At 51.9% G+C, this 17677-nt stretch carries 19 protein-coding genes; 9 read left to right on the forward strand and 10 right to left on the reverse strand.

Translation table 11 applies throughout. From position 1 onward, the window contains the following. Positions 1 to 169 precede the first annotated feature (169 nt). The 4 genes from MKX64_RS19855 (at position 170) to MKX64_RS19870 (ending at position 3323) form a co-directional block, all read left to right on the forward strand. Positions 170 to 1063: an ATP-binding cassette domain-containing protein gene (locus MKX64_RS19855; protein ID WP_095265654.1), complete on the forward strand. Its 894-nt coding sequence runs from the start codon at positions 170 to 172 to the stop codon at positions 1061 to 1063. Further along, a complete protein-coding gene (locus MKX64_RS19860; RefSeq protein ID WP_244908193.1) occupies positions 1063 to 1791 on the forward strand; it encodes a hypothetical protein in 729 nt (242 codons plus the stop codon). The genes MKX64_RS19855 and MKX64_RS19860 overlap by 1 nt, the downstream gene beginning before the upstream one ends. A gap of 75 nt (positions 1792 to 1866) precedes the next feature. Further along, positions 1867 to 2331, forward strand: a complete 465-nt coding sequence (locus MKX64_RS19865) for a hypothetical protein (protein WP_095265652.1) — start codon at positions 1867 to 1869, stop codon at positions 2329 to 2331. A 68-nt stretch (positions 2332 to 2399) separates the two neighbouring features. Next, the gene (locus MKX64_RS19870) at positions 2400 to 3323 is read left to right on the forward strand and encodes an S-layer homology domain-containing protein (RefSeq protein WP_095265651.1); all 924 of its coding nucleotides are present in this window, start codon (positions 2400 to 2402) and stop codon (positions 3321 to 3323) included. A gap of 272 nt (positions 3324 to 3595) precedes the next feature. On the opposite strand, the gene MKX64_RS19875 is transcribed toward MKX64_RS19870, so the two are convergent. Together MKX64_RS19875 and MKX64_RS19880 are read right to left on the reverse strand one after the other, a co-directional pair. Then, positions 3596 to 5701, reverse strand: coding sequence for an ABC transporter ATP-binding protein (locus tag MKX64_RS19875; RefSeq protein WP_095265650.1), 2106 nt, complete (start codon positions 5699 to 5701; stop codon positions 3596 to 3598). Continuing rightward, positions 5702 to 7459: an ABC transporter ATP-binding protein gene (locus MKX64_RS19880; RefSeq protein ID WP_341037134.1), complete on the reverse strand. Its 1758-nt coding sequence runs from the start codon at positions 7457 to 7459 to the stop codon at positions 5702 to 5704. A 568-nt stretch (positions 7460 to 8027) separates the two neighbouring features. On the opposite strand from MKX64_RS19880, the gene MKX64_RS19885 reads away from it, so the two are divergent. Together MKX64_RS19885 and MKX64_RS19890 are read left to right on the forward strand one after the other, a co-directional pair. Then, complete coding sequence (locus tag MKX64_RS19885; RefSeq protein ID WP_095265648.1) at positions 8028 to 8333, forward strand: HesB/YadR/YfhF family protein; 306 nt, start codon at positions 8028 to 8030, stop codon at positions 8331 to 8333. Positions 8334 to 8382: 49 nt separating this feature from the next. Beyond that, positions 8383 to 8835 carry an NUDIX domain-containing protein gene (locus tag MKX64_RS19890; protein WP_095265647.1) on the forward strand — a complete coding sequence of 151 codons (453 nt, stop codon included), beginning with the start codon at positions 8383 to 8385 and terminating at the stop codon, positions 8833 to 8835. Positions 8836 to 8933: 98 nt separating this feature from the next. Here the strand turns inward: MKX64_RS19890 and MKX64_RS19895 are convergent, their stop codons facing one another. Continuing rightward, complete coding sequence (locus tag MKX64_RS19895; protein WP_095398787.1) at positions 8934 to 9449, reverse strand: ADP-heptose synthase; 516 nt, start codon at positions 9447 to 9449, stop codon at positions 8934 to 8936. 183 nt (positions 9450 to 9632) lie between these two features. Here MKX64_RS19895 and MKX64_RS19900 point away from each other — a divergent pair, with 183 nt between their 5' ends. Further along, the gene (locus MKX64_RS19900; protein ID WP_341037135.1) at positions 9633 to 11378 is read left to right on the forward strand and encodes an ABC transporter ATP-binding protein; all 1746 of its coding nucleotides are present in this window, start codon (positions 9633 to 9635) and stop codon (positions 11376 to 11378) included. Between the two features lie 148 nt (positions 11379 to 11526). Here MKX64_RS19900 and MKX64_RS19905 read toward each other — a convergent pair whose 3' ends face one another. Together MKX64_RS19905 and MKX64_RS19910 are read right to left on the reverse strand one after the other, a co-directional pair. Continuing rightward, positions 11527 to 11970 carry a DUF441 domain-containing protein gene (locus tag MKX64_RS19905; RefSeq protein ID WP_095398789.1) on the reverse strand — a complete coding sequence of 148 codons (444 nt, stop codon included), beginning with the start codon at positions 11968 to 11970 and terminating at the stop codon, positions 11527 to 11529. An 83-nt stretch (positions 11971 to 12053) separates the two neighbouring features. Then, a complete protein-coding gene (locus MKX64_RS19910; protein ID WP_341037136.1) occupies positions 12054 to 13034 on the reverse strand; it encodes a YpdA family putative bacillithiol disulfide reductase in 981 nt (326 codons plus the stop codon). Between the two features lie 394 nt (positions 13035 to 13428). On the opposite strand from MKX64_RS19910, the gene MKX64_RS19915 reads away from it, so the two are divergent. Continuing rightward, entirely contained in the window at positions 13429 to 14025 is a 597-nt protein-coding gene (locus MKX64_RS19915) for a DUF2087 domain-containing protein (protein ID WP_095266272.1), read from the forward strand. A gap of 89 nt (positions 14026 to 14114) precedes the next feature. Here MKX64_RS19915 and MKX64_RS19920 read toward each other — a convergent pair whose 3' ends face one another. The 4 genes from MKX64_RS19920 to MKX64_RS19935 form a co-directional block, all read right to left on the reverse strand. Continuing rightward, positions 14115 to 14741 carry an FMN-dependent NADH-azoreductase gene (locus MKX64_RS19920; RefSeq protein ID WP_095266189.1) on the reverse strand — a complete coding sequence of 209 codons (627 nt, stop codon included), beginning with the start codon at positions 14739 to 14741 and terminating at the stop codon, positions 14115 to 14117. Positions 14742 to 14823: 82 nt separating this feature from the next. Next, positions 14824 to 15666 (reverse strand): DUF4097 family beta strand repeat-containing protein, encoded by an 843-nt coding sequence (locus tag MKX64_RS19925; protein WP_341037139.1) that lies wholly within the window; start codon positions 15664 to 15666, stop codon positions 14824 to 14826. Beyond that, positions 15663 to 16211, reverse strand: coding sequence for a DUF1700 domain-containing protein (locus MKX64_RS19930; RefSeq protein ID WP_095266191.1), 549 nt, complete (start codon positions 16209 to 16211; stop codon positions 15663 to 15665). Before MKX64_RS19930 ends, MKX64_RS19925 begins: the two co-directional genes overlap by 4 nt. 1 nt (position 16212) lies before the next feature. Continuing rightward, on the reverse strand, positions 16213 to 16533 hold the full coding sequence (locus tag MKX64_RS19935; protein WP_095266192.1) for a PadR family transcriptional regulator: 321 nt from the start codon (positions 16531 to 16533) through the stop codon (positions 16213 to 16215). 228 nt (positions 16534 to 16761) lie between these two features. On the opposite strand from MKX64_RS19935, the gene MKX64_RS19940 reads away from it, so the two are divergent. Next, positions 16762 to 16896, forward strand: a complete 135-nt coding sequence (locus tag MKX64_RS19940) for a hypothetical protein (RefSeq protein ID WP_255223059.1) — start codon at positions 16762 to 16764, stop codon at positions 16894 to 16896. Between the two features lie 108 nt (positions 16897 to 17004). Here the strand turns inward: MKX64_RS19940 and MKX64_RS19945 are convergent, their stop codons facing one another. Next, positions 17005 to 17244: a hypothetical protein gene (locus MKX64_RS19945; RefSeq protein ID WP_095266193.1), complete on the reverse strand. Its 240-nt coding sequence runs from the start codon at positions 17242 to 17244 to the stop codon at positions 17005 to 17007. Between the last annotated feature and the right edge of the window lie 433 nt (positions 17245 to 17677).

The following is a 17677-nucleotide window of genomic DNA, read 5'->3' on the forward strand; positions in this document are numbered from 1 at the left end:
GAAGTCCGGCTTCGTAATGGATCCGGGCTTTTTTTGAGTGACGGCATGTTTTAAGTTATGGCGTTCCTAGGGTGAGGCTGGCACACGTTGATAACGTCACGGAGAACCTCTATAATTACGACTATGGAACGATGATGTATCCAATGAATGGGATTGTAGGTGAGTCGCTTTGGAGAAGGTACTCGAACTCATCAAGGTGGATAAACGCTTCGGCCAATATGCTGCCTTGACGAATATAACATGGAGCCTGAAGCAGGGGGAGTGCGCTGCGATTGTCGGGGGAAACGGAGCCGGGAAAAGCACGCTGCTCCACATCCTTGCCGGCCTTATCCGGCCATCCGGCGGATCGCGGATTGCACATATAGACCCGCTGCGGATCGGCTACGTCCCTGAGCGATTTCCGGCGACCCGCTTCCGTCCGACGGAATATTTGCGTCATGTGGCGGCGATCCAAGGGCTTGCCAAATCGGAGGCGGCAAGACGCATCGATGCGATGATGGCGGTGTTCCAGCTTCCAGACACCAGTATGATGCGAAGCTCGAAGGGGATGCTGCAAAAGGTAAATCTGATGCAGGCGCTGCTTCGCCAGCCGGATCTTCTCCTTCTTGATGAGCCGCTGTCTGGACTCGATGAGGCAAGCCAGGCTGAAATGGTCGGCATCTTGAATGAGACGAAGCGGCTGGGCACGGCCATCGTCATGTCTGTGCATGAGCCGCTGCTCATTTCTTCGGTCGCTGACCGGGTGACCCGGCTGAGCAGGGGACGGATCGTGCATGAAGGACCGCCGGAGATTCGCATCAGCCGGGAAGAAGATGAGATGAGGCTGGAGTTCGCGAATGTGGCGGCACATCTGTTGTCGGAGCTGGAGGAAGCCAGCGGCTTCCTCCGCTGGGAAACGAAAGGCAAGACTGGAGCGGTCATTGTTCGCGCCAGTATTGCTGATGACGTAATGCTGCATATTTTGCAGTCAGGCGGGTCCATCCTCGGCGTGCAGCGGCTGCATGAGCGTTCAGGCGCCGCGGGAGTGCCGGCCCAATCAGCAAGGAAGGGGGCGCTCGCTTGATGATGCCTCTGATCCGCTATATGATTGCGAATTACACGCGTTCCTATCGTTATTTTGCACCGGTGGCTTTTATGCTCATCTCGGTGGTCTTCATATATGCTTATCGGCCCAATCCGATTATGGACAGCTATGCGGTTACGGCCGCTTTGTTATTTATAGGCTCGGCCTGGCTCGGGATGAATTTCCTGAATCATGATCAGGGCAGACAGGCTGTGCTGCTCATTGTTCAGAGCGGGAGCGCGGGGCGCTATTACATAGGTCAATATCTGGCCATTATCCTGATTGTAATGATGTTTAGTCTGTTCGCGGTCGGCTACCCGATCGCTGCCAATATGTTTGACAAGCCGATAACGATGTCCGAGCTGGTGATCGGATATTCAGCACATGCAGTATTATCCATGCTGGGCGCATCGCTGTCGATGTATTTTCAATCGGGATGGATGGAGAACCAGGGAAGAGCGGCAGGTTTGCTGCTGCTGGTGATGATTGTTTCATTAGCCGGGCAGAGTGTCGGGAACCAGCTGCCGGAAGCGGCATCCCTTGTTCGTTATCTATTGCCGCCGGTGTGGCTGGTCATGGATATGATGGTCAATGCGCCGGTGCGCGGGCAGGCGGTTCAGATCCTCGCGATCCTGTATGCCTGGCTGTACAGCCTGGTTCTTCTTGCCGTATATGTGTGGTGCGCCCTTCGCCGGGATGCGGCCGTTCCGGCTCAAAAAGGCGGTTGAACAACCGGCCTTCTTCCTATACCATTAAGAATAATAGATATAGCAGATGGTAAATAGTCAAGACAGGAGGACGTTATGAAAAAATCCTTACTGCTGGACAGCGAACATTCCAGAGAACTGTTTGCCTATTTCGGGTTGGCGGTATACTACTCCCAAGCGCTGGAACAGCAGCTTGCGAATCTGCTGATGTTAATCAAGCTCTCCCAGGGGAGCGTGCCTTCGGAGGAGGATTTTACACAGTTGTATCAGCGCAAGCTCAGCAGTTCTTTAGGCCAGCTGGTGCATGAGATCCAGCATTACTTTCCGTTCTCCGAGGAAGAGACGCAGCAGCTGAAGGAAGTGTGGAAACAGCGGAATTATATCGTTCATGATTATTTTAAGGAACGGATCCATGAAACCTTCACGCCTGCCGGTCGAACGAGAATGATCCGGGAGCTGTCCGCCTTCAAGGACCAGGCGCAAGCGCTGGAGCAGAAGCTGCAGGGCTACTCTCGTGAGATGTATGTGAAGCTCGGCTTGCACAATGAACAGAACGTTTAGTAGAAAATAGGACATTGCTGAAACATTTTGCCATACCTCCACGTCAGAAGGAATAGGAGGTGGAAATAATGAACAAAACTACAAAACTGATAACTTCCATTCTTGTGACTTCGTCGCTTCTTGGTGCGGGTGCCGCTTCCGCTTTTACGGATATCCAAGGGGAGCAGCCACTGCAAATGGTGAAGGAGCTTCAAGCGAAAGGAATTATTCAAGGCGTAAGCGCCGACAAATTCGCACCGTCCAAGACAATCACGACAGCACAGGCTGTGCAAATGATTGTGAATGCCGCTCAGCTGGAGTCTATAGCTGGTACGGGCGACGCTCGTGTGAATGTGCCTGAGAACGCCTGGTATGCGGATGCCGTTCAAATTGCTGCTGAGCATGGACTGTCCGTATCCGAGAACATGAAATGGAACGAAGCGATCACGCGCGAGGCGTTCGCGCAATTGCTGTATGAAGCGGTTGAAGTAACCGGCCCGTATCCGGTCATCAAGATGTACATTAACGTGGCGGATGCGGATTTGATGAAGCAGGACAGCCTTGGTGCGGTTCAGTTTCTGCTGTTAACGAAAATTGCCGAGCTGGATGAGCAAGGGAACTTCCGTCCGACAGACACGCTGACACGGCTGGAAGCGGCTGAGCTCGCTTACCGTGCGGTTCAGTTCTTAGAGATGCATCAGGAGAACGCGATTCCTGACAAGCCGGAGCAGGACGACCCAGCGGTTACGACCGAAGTTGTCAAAGTGGATGCGAACGAGAACAAGGTTATCGTGACTAAAGAGGATCTGCCAAATCCGGGATATGCAATTAAGATTACGTCCGTGGATTATGTAGGTGAAGACGAGGCTGTCGTATACTACACGGTGGTCGAGCCTGATCCTGACAAAATGTACCCTCAGGTCATTACAGCAGGTTCTGATGAAGTGCTGGTGCCGGCTAAGTACACCAACATTACAACCAAGCTTGCAGACAAGCTGGAACTGCTGCCATAATCGGATTCAGATTTCTTCAGCCGCTTAAGAGACGGCTGTAGCGATCCTGCCAGTAAGAAAAGGCTGCATCGCCCGCGAACTTTACGGTTCGCAAGGGCGCTGCAGCCTTTTTGCATGTGCTAAATGTTACAGAATCTCGCTTGACGCTTGGGTTATAAACGATGGTTCGGCCTCAAGACGCATGCCTCTAGCGCGGTATTCGAGCTTCAAACGATGGTCCAGGCTTTCAGGCCTCAGCTTATGCCTGCTGACGAAGACCGCAGCTTCGGCGCTTACGCCTGGCCTCCGGCAAGCTGGCCGGCTGAAGCGCCGACAGCCTCGGGCGCCTCGGTGGAGGCTGGCTCTGGGCCGCCCTGCTGAAGCTGAACCATTTTGTAGTACCGCCCGCCCATCTTCATCAACTCCTCATGGGTGCCGCGCTCTACAATTTCTCCGCGATGCAGCACCAGAATCTGATCCGCATTGCGAATGGTAGACAGGCGATGGGCGATAATGAAGGTGGTGCGGCCCCGTTTTACGACCTCGAGCGCATCCTGGATCAGCGCCTCGGTCTCCGTGTCGATATTGGCGGTCGCTTCATCCAGAATGAGAATAGCCGGATTGAAGGCGAGCGCCCGGGCGAAGGAGATCAGCTGCCGCTCGCCGGCTGACAGCGTGCTGCCCTTCTCAATGACAGGCTCATCGAAGCCCTGCGGAAGATGGAGGAGCAACCGGTCGGCACCGACATCCCGCAGCGCCTGCTCAATTCTCTCCCGGGGAATATCCGGATCGCCCAAGCTCACGTTCGAAGCGATGGTGCCTGTGAACAGGTACGGGTCCTGAAGCACGATGCCCATATGCTTCCGCAGATGCTGTTTCGGTATTTCCGTAACGGGAACACCGTCAATGGTGATGGTGCCTTGCTGCGGATCGTAGAAGCGGAACAATAAATTGATGATGGAGCTTTTGCCGGATCCGGTGTGACCGACAAGAGCGACGGTCTGGCCTTGCTTGGCTTCAAAGGCGATGTTCTTCAGCACATAATCTTTCTTATAGGCAAACGACACATCCTTAAATTCCACATCGCCTTTATAGCGCGGCATGGAACCGTCGTTTACCCGCTCGCCAGGTTCATCCATCAGCTCAAACACCCGCTTTGCGGAGACGATGGACGTATCCAGTGCGGCAAGCTGATTGACCATGCCGGTAATCGGCTGGAACATGCGGCCGAGCAAATCGACGAATGCATACAACACACCGATGGACACAATCCCGGCCCCGTTCAGCGATCCTGACCCGAAATACCACAGTACAACCACCAGGGAGACGTTCCGAAGAATGTTGACCAGGTTGTGGGTTGTCAGGGAATTCAGGTTCAGCATTTTGTTCTGATGGGCAAGGTAGTCCGCGTTCAGATCCTCGAATTCTTTCTGGGTTGCCTTCTGTCTGCGGAATACGCGGATGATCTCCATGCCCTGGATCGATTCATTAATGATGGCATTAATCTCGCTTAAACGCGAACGGATGACGGTGTTGTATCGGGTGGCGAATTTCCGGTACAGAATCGTCCATATGACCAGCATCGGGATGACAAACAGACTGATAAGCCCCAATCTGACATCCAGCAGGAACAGCGCGATATAAATCCCGGTAATGTATACAATACCGGAGCTGAAATTGGACAGTACCGCAACGAACAGATCTTTAACCGCTTCGGTATCGTTAGTAACGCGGGATACAACCTTGCCTGCTGGCAAATTGTCAAAAAAGTGAACCGGCAGGCGCTGAATATGCGCGTATACATCGGTTCTGAGCTTCTGGATTACCCGATTCGCCGCTGATTGCAGCCAGTAGGTTCTTCCGAATACGGTAACCATCGAGATAAACAGGCAGACGAGGAACAGTCCTACCAGCTTGTAGATGCTTGGCAGCTCCGGCTTGTAAAATTCAAACAGCTCCTCGCGAGACAGCTGGACGGCCGGATACTGATGCAGCTCCCCGTTATAGGACAGGCTCAGCATGCCGTCCTGGAAGGAGCGCTCGCCATCGCTGCGCGCCACCGCTTCGGGAATGAAGTAGAAGCTTCGCCCGACCTGGAGAATGCGCACCTCCTGCCCCCGGCTTTCGTTCTCGCCAAATCGGTCTTCTCGCTTGTAATATTGATCCTGATATCTTGCGGCGCCATCCGCCTGGGTCGTTTCATAATAAGGCTTCTCAATGCCCAGAATGTGATCGTCGATCATCGTCTTGGCGATGAACGGACCGGCCAGCTCGGCAGCAACCCCGATCGCCAGCAGGATCAGAGCGGCAATAAACGTTCCTTTGGCTGTGAGCGCATAGCGGAACAGCCGCTTTCCGATCCCGGATTGATGTTTGAATGTCGGTTCATTGGGCGTCAATTAGGACACCTCCTCAGAGGTTAGTTTGTTCTCAAGCTGCTGGCGGTCGTATTGCTCACGGTACCAGCCGTTCATCGCCAGCAGTTCCTCATGTCTGCCCTGCTCGACGATGCGTCCTTCTTCAAGGACGATAATCCAGTCCGCATGCTGGACGGCAGACAGCCGGTGTGTAGCGATCAGCGTGGTCTTGCCTGCACGTTTAGTGCGGATGTTGTCAATAATGCGCGCCTCGGTTCGGGCATCGACCGCCGATAAGGCGTCGTCCAGAATCAGAATTTCCGGATCGCTGATGAAGGCGCGAGCGAGGGAGACGCGCTGCTTCTGCCCGCCCGAGAGGGCTACGCCCTTCTCGCCGACAAGGGTATCGAGCCCGTCGGACAGAGTGGACAAGTCCTGGTCAAATGCCGCAGTGGCGATCGCTTCCATAATCAACGCGTCGGAGGCATCCTTTTTACCGAACTGGATGTTTTCCCTAACGGTCTTCGAGAACAGAATTTGCTCCTGCGGCACATAGCCGATCCAGCTGTACAGATGATCAAGCGTCAGCTGTTCAATCGGCACACCGTCAAAGCGAATTTCGCCCGAGCCGGTCGGATATTCATGAAGCAGCTGCTTCAGCAGCGTCGACTTCCCGCTGCCTGTGCGTCCGACGACGCCGAGTGTCTGGCCTTTATTCAGCGTGAAACTGATGTCCTTCAGGTTATCTGCCGAAGAGCTCGGATATCGGAACGTGACGTTGCTGAATACGATGGAGTTCGGCACTGCCGGAGTTTCCGGCTGTTCCGGGTCTGTGACGTCAGGCGGTGTTTTCAGCGTCTCGTTGACGCGGTCCAGGGAGGCGCCGCCGCGCTGCATAATGTTAATCAGTTCGCCGATGGCGAACATTGGCCAGATCATCATCCCGAGGTACATGTTGAAGGCAACCAGATTGCCAAGCGTAATCTCGTTCTGGAAGACGAGGTACACCCCGTACGACAGACCGATCACATAGCTGAGGCCGATGGAGAAATTGATCGTTGGCTCGAACAAGGCATCTACTTTGGCTACTGCCAGATTTTTGCGGTATACATCATCCGTGATGTCCTGGAACCGCTTCTGGTCCGCCCGCTCCTGGACGTATGCGCGGACAACGCGCACGCCGGCCACGGATTCAAGCACCTGGTCGTTCATGACACCGAAAGCGTCCTGGGCGAGCGTATAGCGCTTGTGAATGGCCCGCCCGTAAATGACCATCCCGATCGCGATGATGGGCATCGGCAGAATGGCTGCCAGCGTCAGCTTCCAGCTGACCAGAAAGCCCATCGCAAACAGCACGGTGAACAAAAAGACGGAGGAGTCTGTCAGCACGAGCATGCCAAAGCCGGCGGTAGCCGCGACAGAACGCAGGTCATTCGTCGCTTTGGCCATCAGATCACCCGTCCGGTTGCGCTCGAAGAACGGTGGCAGCATGCCGAGCAGATGATTCATGTACCGGGTGCGCAGCAGCCGCTCCACCAGGTTGGCCCCGCCGAACAGGCGGTGCATCCAGACATAGGTGGCCGCGTAGACGACAGCCACGATGCCCAGTATGAGCAGCAGGTAGCGTGTCAGCGAAGCCCATGTGATCGTGCTGGTGACGATGTCGTCAATCGCGTTGCCAAGCAGAAGCGGCGGGAGCAGTTCGATCACACCGCAAATAATGAGCAGGAACAGGCCGACAAGGTAACGTTTTTTCTCTTGTTTAAAGAACCACCCTAAATTTTTAAGTACAGCAAACACTAGAAACCCTTCCTTTCGTGTGGGAGGTGCAGTCTAAGCTCCGGGTTAAACTAAAAAAAGCACATCATCCGCGAAAGACGGACGATATGCTTCCTTATCATTCAACGTATCTTACGCACGGGGATACGACTGTGCGTGCATAAGGGTCAAGGACCACAATGGAGTTACCCAGCAATGAGCGGAATCCATCAATCCTCGGTAAGATGTGCACCGGCAGGGAGTCGATCAATATTCAATTGCAAGCATTGTCCATCCATATCATGGAGCATAAAATGTACTTGATTGAACATGAGTCTCACCCTTCCTTTCATTTTACAATAAATTGAAATCGCGCTCGTATGGATTGAATTCTATCATCGGGTAGCGGAATGTGTCAAACAAAATTTCAGAAAATCTTCATTATTTTTGCGAAACAGGCGGGGGGATTACGGCTGAAAAAGTTTGTATCCCTGAGCCGGTTTGCGTTATGATACTAATACACCCTGCATATGACAAGTTTTAGACATGGTTTTCAAGTTCAGGGTAAACATACGTTAGAGAACCTCATGAAAAGGGGAGTGTATAGAGCATGCAAATCGAAGTCACCAATGAGGCTGCCCGCTGGTACAAGAAGGAGCTTGAGCTGGAGAGAGGTAAGGCCATTCGCTTTTTCCCGAGATACAGCTCTGGCGGAGGACTGCATCCCGGATTTTCTCTCGGTATTTCCGTGGAAGAACCGGTGTCGCCGGGATTGACGGAACAGGCCGAGGATCTGCTTTTTTTTATGGAAGAACACGATTTATGGTATCTGGAAGGCTATAAGCTAAGCGTGAAATATGTGGAATCACAGGATGATATTTCGTATATTTATGAAAAAGAGGGCGCAGTTAATTAACCTCGGTTGTAAGTCTGCAGCGCTGCCTTAGGGAAAGGAGGCTCCTTGGATGAGCGTATTTCAACGCGATATCAGGCCTTATATTGGCAGAAGATCGAGCATTCAGGTCAAGGCGGCGGTGCTGGTGCTGAATGATAACGGAGAGGTGCTGCTTCTGAAGAGGCCGCGCAGCGGCGAATGGGGGCTTCCATCAGGCAATTTGAAGCCGGGGGAAGCGCTGGAGGATACAGCTGCAAGAGAGCTGTGGGAAGAGAGCGGCCTGGTGGCCGATCGTTTGCGCCTGCTTGATCTCTTCTCGGGACCACGATATGTCAAAAAGCATCCCGGCGGGGATGAGGAGTATTATGTGATCGGGTTGTACGGGGCCGACGGAGTACGCAGTGCCATCAATATGCCGCAGGGCAAAGATAGCGAAGTATCCTTAAAGTATTTCGGCTTTGACGAGCTGCCGAAGCTCGATCCTCTTGCCGTTCGCCTGTTGGATCACATAGGGCAGTCATGAGTCGATAGCAGCAGGCCTGTGGCCGATCGTATGCGATTCCCCGCAAGGGGAATTTTTTTTCTGATACATACGCGGATGGGTAAGTAAATAGGAACAGGCTATTCCGCCTGCTCCGGAAATGGCAGCTCCAATGCAAAATCAAAATCATCAATGTCGTATACCTGAACCGGGAGTGCGTTCTCGATAATGCGTTCGATCAGCTCGTACTGGTCGGTGATGATCGGCGCTTCCGTCCGTCCGGCTGTAAGCAGCAGTTCGGTCTCCACGGGATCAAAAATATCTCCGTACGTGGCGGTATCCATCGCATTGATAACGGTGACGATCGTTCTGTCACCTATCGGAATGCTGGGGCTCTTCGCCCACGGCACTTGAAGCGCGCGATCGATTTTCTTCTTGTTCAGCGGCTCCTCAAAATATTGAATCAACTCACCGATTTTATCCCTGACATGCTGATCATCGGCAGTGTTGGTCATAAGCGGCTCGGGGCTCGGCTGCAATTCATAAAGCTCCATAATCGTGGTATAAGGAATAATAAATTCTACGGGCTTGGGCGGAACCACGAGTTGCCCATAGATGGCAAGCATAACGGCTTCCGTTACAAAAACTCTGGTCATGAATAAGATCCTCCCTGCAGGGGCGTTAATACGTGATCGAATTTTGCGTAATCCTGAATAGGGATTCGGCAACAATCCTGAAAAAATCAGTTTAGAACTAATAAATCATTGAAGCGCGTAAATGTCAACTTGCTCTCGAAACAGCGGGCTTGCTGCAACTAAGAAAGGAGCTGTTATTCACCGTTGAAGTCCTGGAAATTGTACTACCCATTCGTCAAACCTTACATGAAGTGGATTATCCTCACGCTGATCATTGGCATGATCAAGTTCTCGATTCCTCTATTGCTGCCGATGATTATGAAATATGTGGTGGATTCGCTCCTGATCAATCCGGAACTGACCAATCAGCAGAAGATTTATGATCTGATGATGGTGCTCGCCGGGACGCTGGTGCTGTTTGTGATTGTCCGCGGTCCTGTTGAATATTTACGGCAGTATTTTGCCCAGTTTATAACAAGCCGCATTCTGTTCGATATGCGCAATCGGCTGTACGCCCATCTTCAGCGCCTGTCGCTCCGGTATTATCAGAACACCAAGGTCGGCGAGGGGATATCCCGATTCATCAATGATGTCGAGCAATCCAAAAATCTGGTTGAAGTCGGCATGATGAATATTTGGCTGGATATGTTTACTTTGCTGTTTGTTTTAATAATTATGTTCTTCATGAACCCGATGCTTACGCTCGTGTCCATAGCGGTGCTGCCTTTATATGCGTTGGCTGTCAATCTGCTGTATAAGCGGCTCAAAAAGCTGACGAAGGATCGCTCCCAGGCGCTGGCGGGCATCCAGGCTTATCTGCATGAGCGGATTCAAGGCATTTCCGTGATTCGCAGCTTCACACTAGAGCGTTATGATCGCAACAAATTCGAAGGCATTAACGGCAATTTCCTGAACAAGGCGATGGCGCAGACGAAATGGAATGCCCTTACGTTCTCCGTCATTAACACATTGACAGATATCGCCCCGATTCTGGTCATTGGCTATGGGGGCTACCGGGTCATTCAGGGGGACCTGACGCTCGGGACGTTTGTCGCCTTCTTCGGGTACCTGGAGCGGATGTATGCTCCGCTGCGGCGGCTGATCAATTCGTCCACGGTGCTGACCCAGGCGTCAGCGTCGCTGGAGCGGGTGCAGGAGCTGCTGGACGAGCCCTATGATATTGCGGATGCACCGAATGCGAGAAACCTGGATAAGGCGGGACAAATCCAGTTCGACCGGGTATGGTTCCGGTATAACGATGAGAATGGATGGGTGCTGAAGGATATTAACCTGACCATTGAGCAGGGGCAGACCGTGGCCTTTGTCGGCATGAGCGGCGGCGGTAAGTCCTCCTTGATCGGACTGATCCCGAGGTTCTACGATGTGCAGCAAGGGGCGGTCAGAATTAACGGGCAAGACGTCAAGGAGCTGACGCTGGAAAGTTTGCGCGGCTCGGTCGGGATGGTGCTGCAGGACAATTTTCTGTTCAGCGGTTCCGTACGCGAAAATATTATGTTCGGCAATCCGGAGGCCCCGGAGGAGGAGATCATCGCGGCTGCGAAAGCAGCGAATGCGCATGACTTTATTATGCAGCTGCCGCAAGGCTACGACACCGAGGTGGGCGAGCGGGGGGTCAAGCTGTCCGGCGGGCAGAAGCAGCGGCTGGCGATTGCCCGGGTGTTCCTGAAGGATCCGGATATTCTGGTGCTGGATGAAGCGACATCTGCGCTTGATCTGGAATCTGAACATTTGATTCAGCAGGCGCTGCAGTCGCTGTCCAGCAACCGGACCACGCTGATCGTAGCCCATCGTCTGTCCACCATTACCCATGCCGACCAGATCGTGGTGCTGGAGAATGGCCAGATCACCGAGCAGGGCACACATCAGCAACTGATGGACCGGGAAGGCAGCTACGCGAGACTGTACAATGTGCAGCATTTGGAGGCGTAGGCAGGCGAATACAGCATCATGATATATAAAAAAGGCGGTTCCCAGTGTCACGGGAACCGCCTTTTCTATACCGGTGCGGGGCAATTTTGCAGCTCTATTCGCTGCAATAACCCGACCATAGGGTGCGCAGGAAGCGCAAGTGGCCGGATTACGACTTGCCAATCAGCAGCGACAGCAGCCCTGCCGCAATGAGCGGGCCGACCGGTACGCCGCGCAGCAGGGCGACGCCAAGCACCGTGCCGACCAGAAGGCCGGCGACGACGGTCGGGTTGCTGCCCATGAGGGAGGCGCCGCGCCCGCCAAGATAGGCAACGAGCATGCCGACGGCAATCGCAAGCAGCGACTTCCAGTTCAGAAATGATTCCCCGATGGTGGCCAGGCTCATCTTGCCGCTCGCCAGCGGAGCCATCACCCCAATCGTCAGGATGATGATTCCGATATTCAGTCCATGCCGCTCCAGCCAGGGAAAGGCTTGGTGAAGACCGGTTACCCGGACGAGCAGCAGCACAATCATGGCGATGGCAACCGGAGAGTTGCTGCTGATGATGCCAAGTGCGGCCAGTCCGAGCAGGACCAATGCGATAACATCCATTTGTATCATCCTCCTTTCGAATGAGGTGGTCTCTACCTCAAGCTCATCCATGCCTGAGAGAATTGAAATGACCGCAGTTCCGATCAGCGCCTGGAGGCGATAATATCCTCGGCGATAAGTCGGCCGTGGAAGCGGCCGGTCTCGATGAACACTTCGTTGGCGTTGCGGCCGGATGCGATCACGCCGGCCACGTACAGTCCGTCCACATTGGTTTCCATCGTCTCAGGGTTCAAGCGAGGCTTGTCCATACTGTCGTCCAGTTCAACCCCGGAGGCTGTCAGCAGCTGCCGGTCCGGGCGGAAGCCGGTTAATGCCAGCACGAAGTCATTGTCGATCTTCTTCGTTTCTCCGCTGGCAGAGGTGATCGTAATGGTGTTCTGCTCGATCTGGGTTACCCGGGATTCCAAATGAAGCTGGATGCGCCCTTTTTGCACCATGCTTTCAAACAGCGGGCGCACCCACGGCTTGATGTTGTCTGATACGGCGCTGCCGCGGTACACCATCGTAATGTCTGCCCCGACACGAATCAGCTCCATGGCAGCGTCTACCGCGGAGTTGCTGCCGCCGACAATGGCTGTTCTCATTCCTGCATACGGATGCGCTTCGCGGAAATAATGCGTAACCTTGTCCAAATCCTCGCCCGGAATGCCAATATAATTCGGATGATCAAAATAGCCGGTGGCAATGACGACATGCTTCGCTTGGCGGACGGATTCCTCCCCGCTGCGTTTGCGTGTCTTCACTTGGAAGCTGCCGTCCGGCTGCTTCTCAACCGCTAGCGCCTCTTCATAAGCCGAGATTCTGAGATTATAATGAGCCGCGACCCGGCGGTAATAGGCCAGTGCTTCATGCCGATACGGTTTGTCATTGGATATGGCAAAAGGAATATCTCCGATCTCGAGCATTTCTGCCGTACTGAAAAATTGCATATGTGTAGGATACAGGTAGATGGAATGAACGACATTATGCTTGTCGATCAGCTCCACGTCAAGACCGCGCCGGCCGCATTCGATGGCCGCCGCAAGCCCGCACGGTCCTGCGCCGATGATGAGTACATCTAACATGGGTGAACCTCCTTATGTAAATAGCTTAGGCGAGATCAATCAGCATATTCATCCTACAGCAATTGACGGCATAAATCCAGAATGAGGCCGGATTTTTCATAGGTCTTGTAGGAGGGGGTGTTGACTTTGGTTCAATAATTAGATTAATATCTAATTAGATGATTATATAATTAGATTGGTATTAAATGATAGGCCTAATAACAGGTGAGAAACGAAGGAGATGCGGAGACGGGAGAAGCAGAGCGCACGCCTCTTGTCCCCGGATATCAACCGCCAGAGACGGTGAATGAAGAAATCCGGGGCAGAGCGATCGGAGTGTCCTCTCCATCCTGCCTTATTGTGCCGTTATCCTTTCCATATCATTCTGGTCATTCTGGGCAGAAGGAGCAAGGAGATGCAGCTGGATAAAATCGTAAATGTACATAAAGTGCTTGGAGATCCGAACCGGATGCGGATATTGATGATGCTCAGCGGAGGGGAGATGAACGGACAGATGCTGGCGCAGCGCCTGCATCTGTCGCAGCCGACAGTGACCTTCCACGCTTCCAAGTTGAGGGAGGCGGGGCTTGTCCGGGAGCGGAGGGACAAGAACCATGTTTATTTTTCGCTCCAGCCCGAGTATATAAAGGAAGTGTTTGATGCGTCGCTGTCGTTTATTTTTAACAAAGGAGGTGAGTCGTCTATGTCAGTGGCCACGAATGAGACGTTTAAGGCGTCGGTGCTGAAAAATTTCTTTGGCAAGGATGGCAGGCTTCGCTCGATTCCGGCCCAATATAAGAAGAAGCTGGTGGTGCTTGAATTTATGGTGGAACAGTTGTCTCCGGGGCAACCATACAGCGAGAAGGAAATCAATGAATTTATTAAGCAATTCCATGAGGATTATGCTACGATCCGCCGTGAATTTATTATGCATGAGTATATGTACAGGGAGAACGGCATTTATGTGCGGAACCCGCGCGAGATGTGGACGAAATGGGAAGAAGTGCATTAAGCGAATGAGAAAACCGCCTGCGGTCAAGACCGTCAGGCGGTTTGGGTTTACATCGGAGTCTGTGCTTATTCACAAGCCGGGAGCTTATATTAGAAGCCTGCAGCTGTTTTTCTTACAAGCTCAAGACCGGATTGGACAATGTTCTCTGCTTCAGCAGGAAGCTGGTTGTGACCTTCGATGACGATGGTCTCGATGTCTTGCACGCCCCAGAAACGAAGGGAGTTGGTGATGAAGTTAACAGCCATTTCCGCTGCAGCCATTGGGCCTTCGGAATATACGCCGCCGCGGGCGTTCAGGAGAACGACCTTTTTGTCCGTTACGAGACCGACAGGGCCCTCAGCTGTATACTTGAACGTTCTGCCTGCTTGGTTCAGGTAATCCACATAGGTATGAAGGACGGCAGGAACAGTCATGTTCCACAGCGGGAAAGCAAATACGACTTTATCGGCAGCCAGGAATTGGTCCAGATATTTATTTACAGTGTCTGCAGCCGCTTGCTCTTCCGCAGTCAACGCAATGCCGTTAGCCGCTTTATAAAGGCCGACAATTGCATTGTTGTCATAGTAAGGAAGATTCTCCGCGAACAGGTCCAGCTCCGTAATGCTGTCTTGCGGATGGTTCTGCTTGTAAGTTTCTACAAACTCATGATACATTTTCACACTGACCGATTGATCAATGCTGCGGTTGTTGGCTTTGATGAATAGTACGTTAGACATAAATAGGTAACTCTCCTTAAGAAGTATTGTGATTAACTTTACAAAGTATAGTATATATCCTTTCTCCCGTTTGTCAACCGCATCATTGTACAATCGTAATATTGCCGGAGTAGGTTTCCACTGTAATCGTATCGGTCGTTTCCTTCGGTGAATCAGGTGCCTTTACGTTGCCGGAGTCAGTTTTTAGATCATAGAACCCTCGGAAGGTGGAAGCCGGTTGTACCGAAATATTGCCTGATCTTCCCTGAATGTTGACGGGGAAGTTGTCGCGCATGACCAGATTGATGGAGCCGGAATACGATTCAATGTTTACCGGACCGCTGACTTGATCAAGCTTCACATTTCCGGAGCGGCTCAGCAGATCGATGGGAGCCTCGATGTCGGAAGCTACAATGTTGCCGGAGGATAGATCCATGTGGAGCTGATCTGCTGTTATGTTGGTCAGTGTAATATTGCCGGATCCGACAGAGATGTCAATGAGCTTGGATGCGGCGTTATTTAATTTGATATTATTGGCATGAGAGGAGATCGTAAATTCCTCAAGACGGCTCTGGTCCGGGAGCACGACGTCAATTGTGCCCTTGGGCGTACGGATATCGGCAGCCATAATTTGTGGTCTCATCGGAGACATAATGTCCATTTCCAATACGGAGCCTGAAAGCTCCAACCCTTCGAGCGCCTCAACCAGCTCGGGAGGAATGAGTCCTTCGAACCGGATATAGCCGCTGCTGCTTTCACCGGCACGGACGGAAATGTTCATGTTGATGCCGCTTTTAATATCGAGTGATACTAACTGATCTTCCTTCAGTTCCCACTCGCGGGTATAGTTCATATATTCCGGGCCGAACTTGAACTTGTTAACTGCCATGCCCGCGAAACCGACAGCGATAAGTAGGACTGCCAGGATCTTCATCTTTTTGTTCATTGGTGTGTTCTCCCTTTCATCACGCGCGTATTCCAGTTTGAATAGCCGCGGGTAAGCTTGGTCAGCGCGGAAAAGATGAGCCGCGATGCCTGCCACAGAAATAGGCCGAATCCGACGAGCGCGATGCTCAGAAACAGCTTGGCGGGATAGAAGCTGTCTTGAAGTATATAATCCACGACGACCAGGGCAGGGCTTATGACAGCGGCGGCTGCGCTTAAAGCGACGCCTCCGCCGGTGATCCACAGAGCGGCCAGGAGCGGATAGGCTATCAGCCCGAACAAGGCCAGGCCGGTTGCAATGAATGCTTTAGCCACGGTGTTCCGTTCGTTGGCAGGCGGTGCCTGAAGCGGGTGTAGATCTCCAAGCGCCTCGCGCGCGATTACGAATGGGTCCCCAAGCTCCTCGGCAATCTCCTTCTCCGTACGGCCGTTCTGAAGCCCGAAGGCAAAATGGGCTTCCATATCCTGAATGAACTCTCGCCGTTCATCCGCGGGTAGAATGGCAAGCCTTGATTCCAAAATGGAGATAAACTGTTTTTTTGTCATATTAATTTCCTTCCTCTATCAAATTGGTGACATTGCGTACGAATGCCGACCATTCCTTCACCATCTCCTGCATGTAAATGATCCCGCTTTCGGTTAGCCGATAATACTTGCGTGGCGGCCCCTCCGTGGACTCGCGTAAATAGGTTGTGCAGTAGCCCTCCTTGACCAGCCTGCGCAGAAGGGGGTACAGGGCGCCTTCGGCCACCTCGATATGCCTGGACACGGACTGGGCCAATTCGTAACCATATTGATCCTTGCGGTGAATCAATACGAGAACGCACAGCTCCAGAACGCCTTTTTTAAATTGAATATTGACATCCATGGGTCATGGCCCCTTTTCAACTCATTGGTAGTAATTAATAATCAGTAGCTGACAATAAATATATCATTCAGTACTGAATAATGCAATGTACTAGTTATAAAAACGATTCAGAATGGAGACGTGCCGCATCATTTCGGCGTTTGAACGCGTCAATACGAGGTTAATAGAATTTACAGAACATTCGTGAACAGGGTTCATTTTCCAATTCCCAATGAAAGGATGGGCAGCATGTCGATCGATCGGTTTATCGTCAGGAAACTGGAAACATGCCGGGAGTTAACGACAAGGAGTAATCTCGTCAAATTGCTGCAGATTCGGATTGCCAAAGTATGGGAGGCGGAGGAGAGGAGCCGGAAAGGTTAAATGACAGTGGTACGATTATATCAATGGTCCGCTCATTTCCCGTAGCGGTACTTTGCTTGAAGCGAAGCACGGGTTCGGGTATGAGCCCAAAAAAAGGGCTATCCCTCTTTAGAAGAGGGATAGCGCAAGGGAATCATTTTCACTTTTGCTGTGGAGAATAGCCTCGGAGCCCTCGATTTCAATGCTGATCAGGGAGTTGAGGCATTTTTTCAGCGCTTTTTTACCATTGTGAATTTTATGATCAAGTGCGCTGCTCAACAATTTTAACACCTTTTGTACCGGTTGCTTGCTATCTGTCGTAAAATAGACAGGGACCGGCTTGTTTTGAAACATGATCAACGTTCTCATTATAATCACCTCACGAAAGTTATTTCATGATATTTGCATTATAAAGGGCCAATCTTAAAATAACCTTAAATTCAGAATATTAATCAGCAGCTATTTTGCAAGATTGACAGATTTGTGAACGCAGGCAGGCACCGGGATTCAGCTCGATTCGATGGAAGATGGCTTGCTCTTGAATCTTGCAATTGAGACTCAAGTATCATATCTTTCATATGGAGTGATAGTACATAGGAAATATGACACAAATTGACAGGGTCAGATCTGGAATGATATAGTTACAATAATGTAACTTTTTGAAAAGGATAAATGGAGGGAAAGTTTCTTCCTTAATGAACAAGAGCTAGTAGGGATAGAAACGACGAAATTTTCCGGAAAATCCCATAAAAATTGCCGAATTAAGACTTTGGACATATGTTTGGACTTTCGTAATGGAATA

This window comes from Paenibacillus sp. FSL M8-0334 (genome assembly GCF_038000405.1).
Taxonomy (GTDB): Bacteria; Bacillota; Bacilli; order Paenibacillales; family Paenibacillaceae; genus Paenibacillus_AQ; species Paenibacillus_AQ campinasensis.

What these genes read in the sequence shown, in the direction of transcription:
- MKX64_RS19860 (WP_244908193.1), top strand. Translation starts at nt 1,063, where the DNA reads ATGATGCCTCTGATCCGCTATATGATTGCGAATTACACGCGTTCCTAT.
- MKX64_RS19865 (WP_095265652.1), top strand. Translation starts at nt 1,867, where the DNA reads ATGAAAAAATCCTTACTGCTGGACAGCGAACATTCCAGAGAACTGTTT.
- MKX64_RS19870 (WP_095265651.1), top strand. Translation starts at nt 2,400, where the DNA reads ATGAACAAAACTACAAAACTGATAACTTCCATTCTTGTGACTTCGTCG.
- MKX64_RS19885 (WP_095265648.1), top strand. Translation starts at nt 8,028, where the DNA reads ATGCAAATCGAAGTCACCAATGAGGCTGCCCGCTGGTACAAGAAGGAG.
- MKX64_RS19890 (WP_095265647.1), top strand. Translation starts at nt 8,383, where the DNA reads ATGAGCGTATTTCAACGCGATATCAGGCCTTATATTGGCAGAAGATCG.
- MKX64_RS19895 (WP_095398787.1), bottom strand. Translation starts at nt 9,449, where the DNA reads ATGACCAGAGTTTTTGTAACGGAAGCCGTTATGCTTGCCATCTATGGG.
- MKX64_RS19905 (WP_095398789.1), bottom strand. Translation starts at nt 11,970, where the DNA reads ATGGATGTTATCGCATTGGTCCTGCTCGGACTGGCCGCACTTGGCATC.
- MKX64_RS19910 (WP_341037136.1), bottom strand. Translation starts at nt 13,034, where the DNA reads ATGTTAGATGTACTCATCATCGGCGCAGGACCGTGCGGGCTTGCGGCG.
- MKX64_RS19915 (WP_095266272.1), top strand. Translation starts at nt 13,429, where the DNA reads ATGCAGCTGGATAAAATCGTAAATGTACATAAAGTGCTTGGAGATCCG.
- MKX64_RS19920 (WP_095266189.1), bottom strand. Translation starts at nt 14,741, where the DNA reads ATGTCTAACGTACTATTCATCAAAGCCAACAACCGCAGCATTGATCAA.
- MKX64_RS19925 (WP_341037139.1), bottom strand. Translation starts at nt 15,666, where the DNA reads ATGAACAAAAAGATGAAGATCCTGGCAGTCCTACTTATCGCTGTCGGT.
- MKX64_RS19930 (WP_095266191.1), bottom strand. Translation starts at nt 16,211, where the DNA reads ATGACAAAAAAACAGTTTATCTCCATTTTGGAATCAAGGCTTGCCATT.
- MKX64_RS19935 (WP_095266192.1), bottom strand. Translation starts at nt 16,533, where the DNA reads ATGGATGTCAATATTCAATTTAAAAAAGGCGTTCTGGAGCTGTGCGTT.
- MKX64_RS19940 (WP_255223059.1), top strand. Translation starts at nt 16,762, where the DNA reads ATGTCGATCGATCGGTTTATCGTCAGGAAACTGGAAACATGCCGGGAG.
- MKX64_RS19945 (WP_095266193.1), bottom strand. Translation starts at nt 17,244, where the DNA reads ATGAGAACGTTGATCATGTTTCAAAACAAGCCGGTCCCTGTCTATTTT.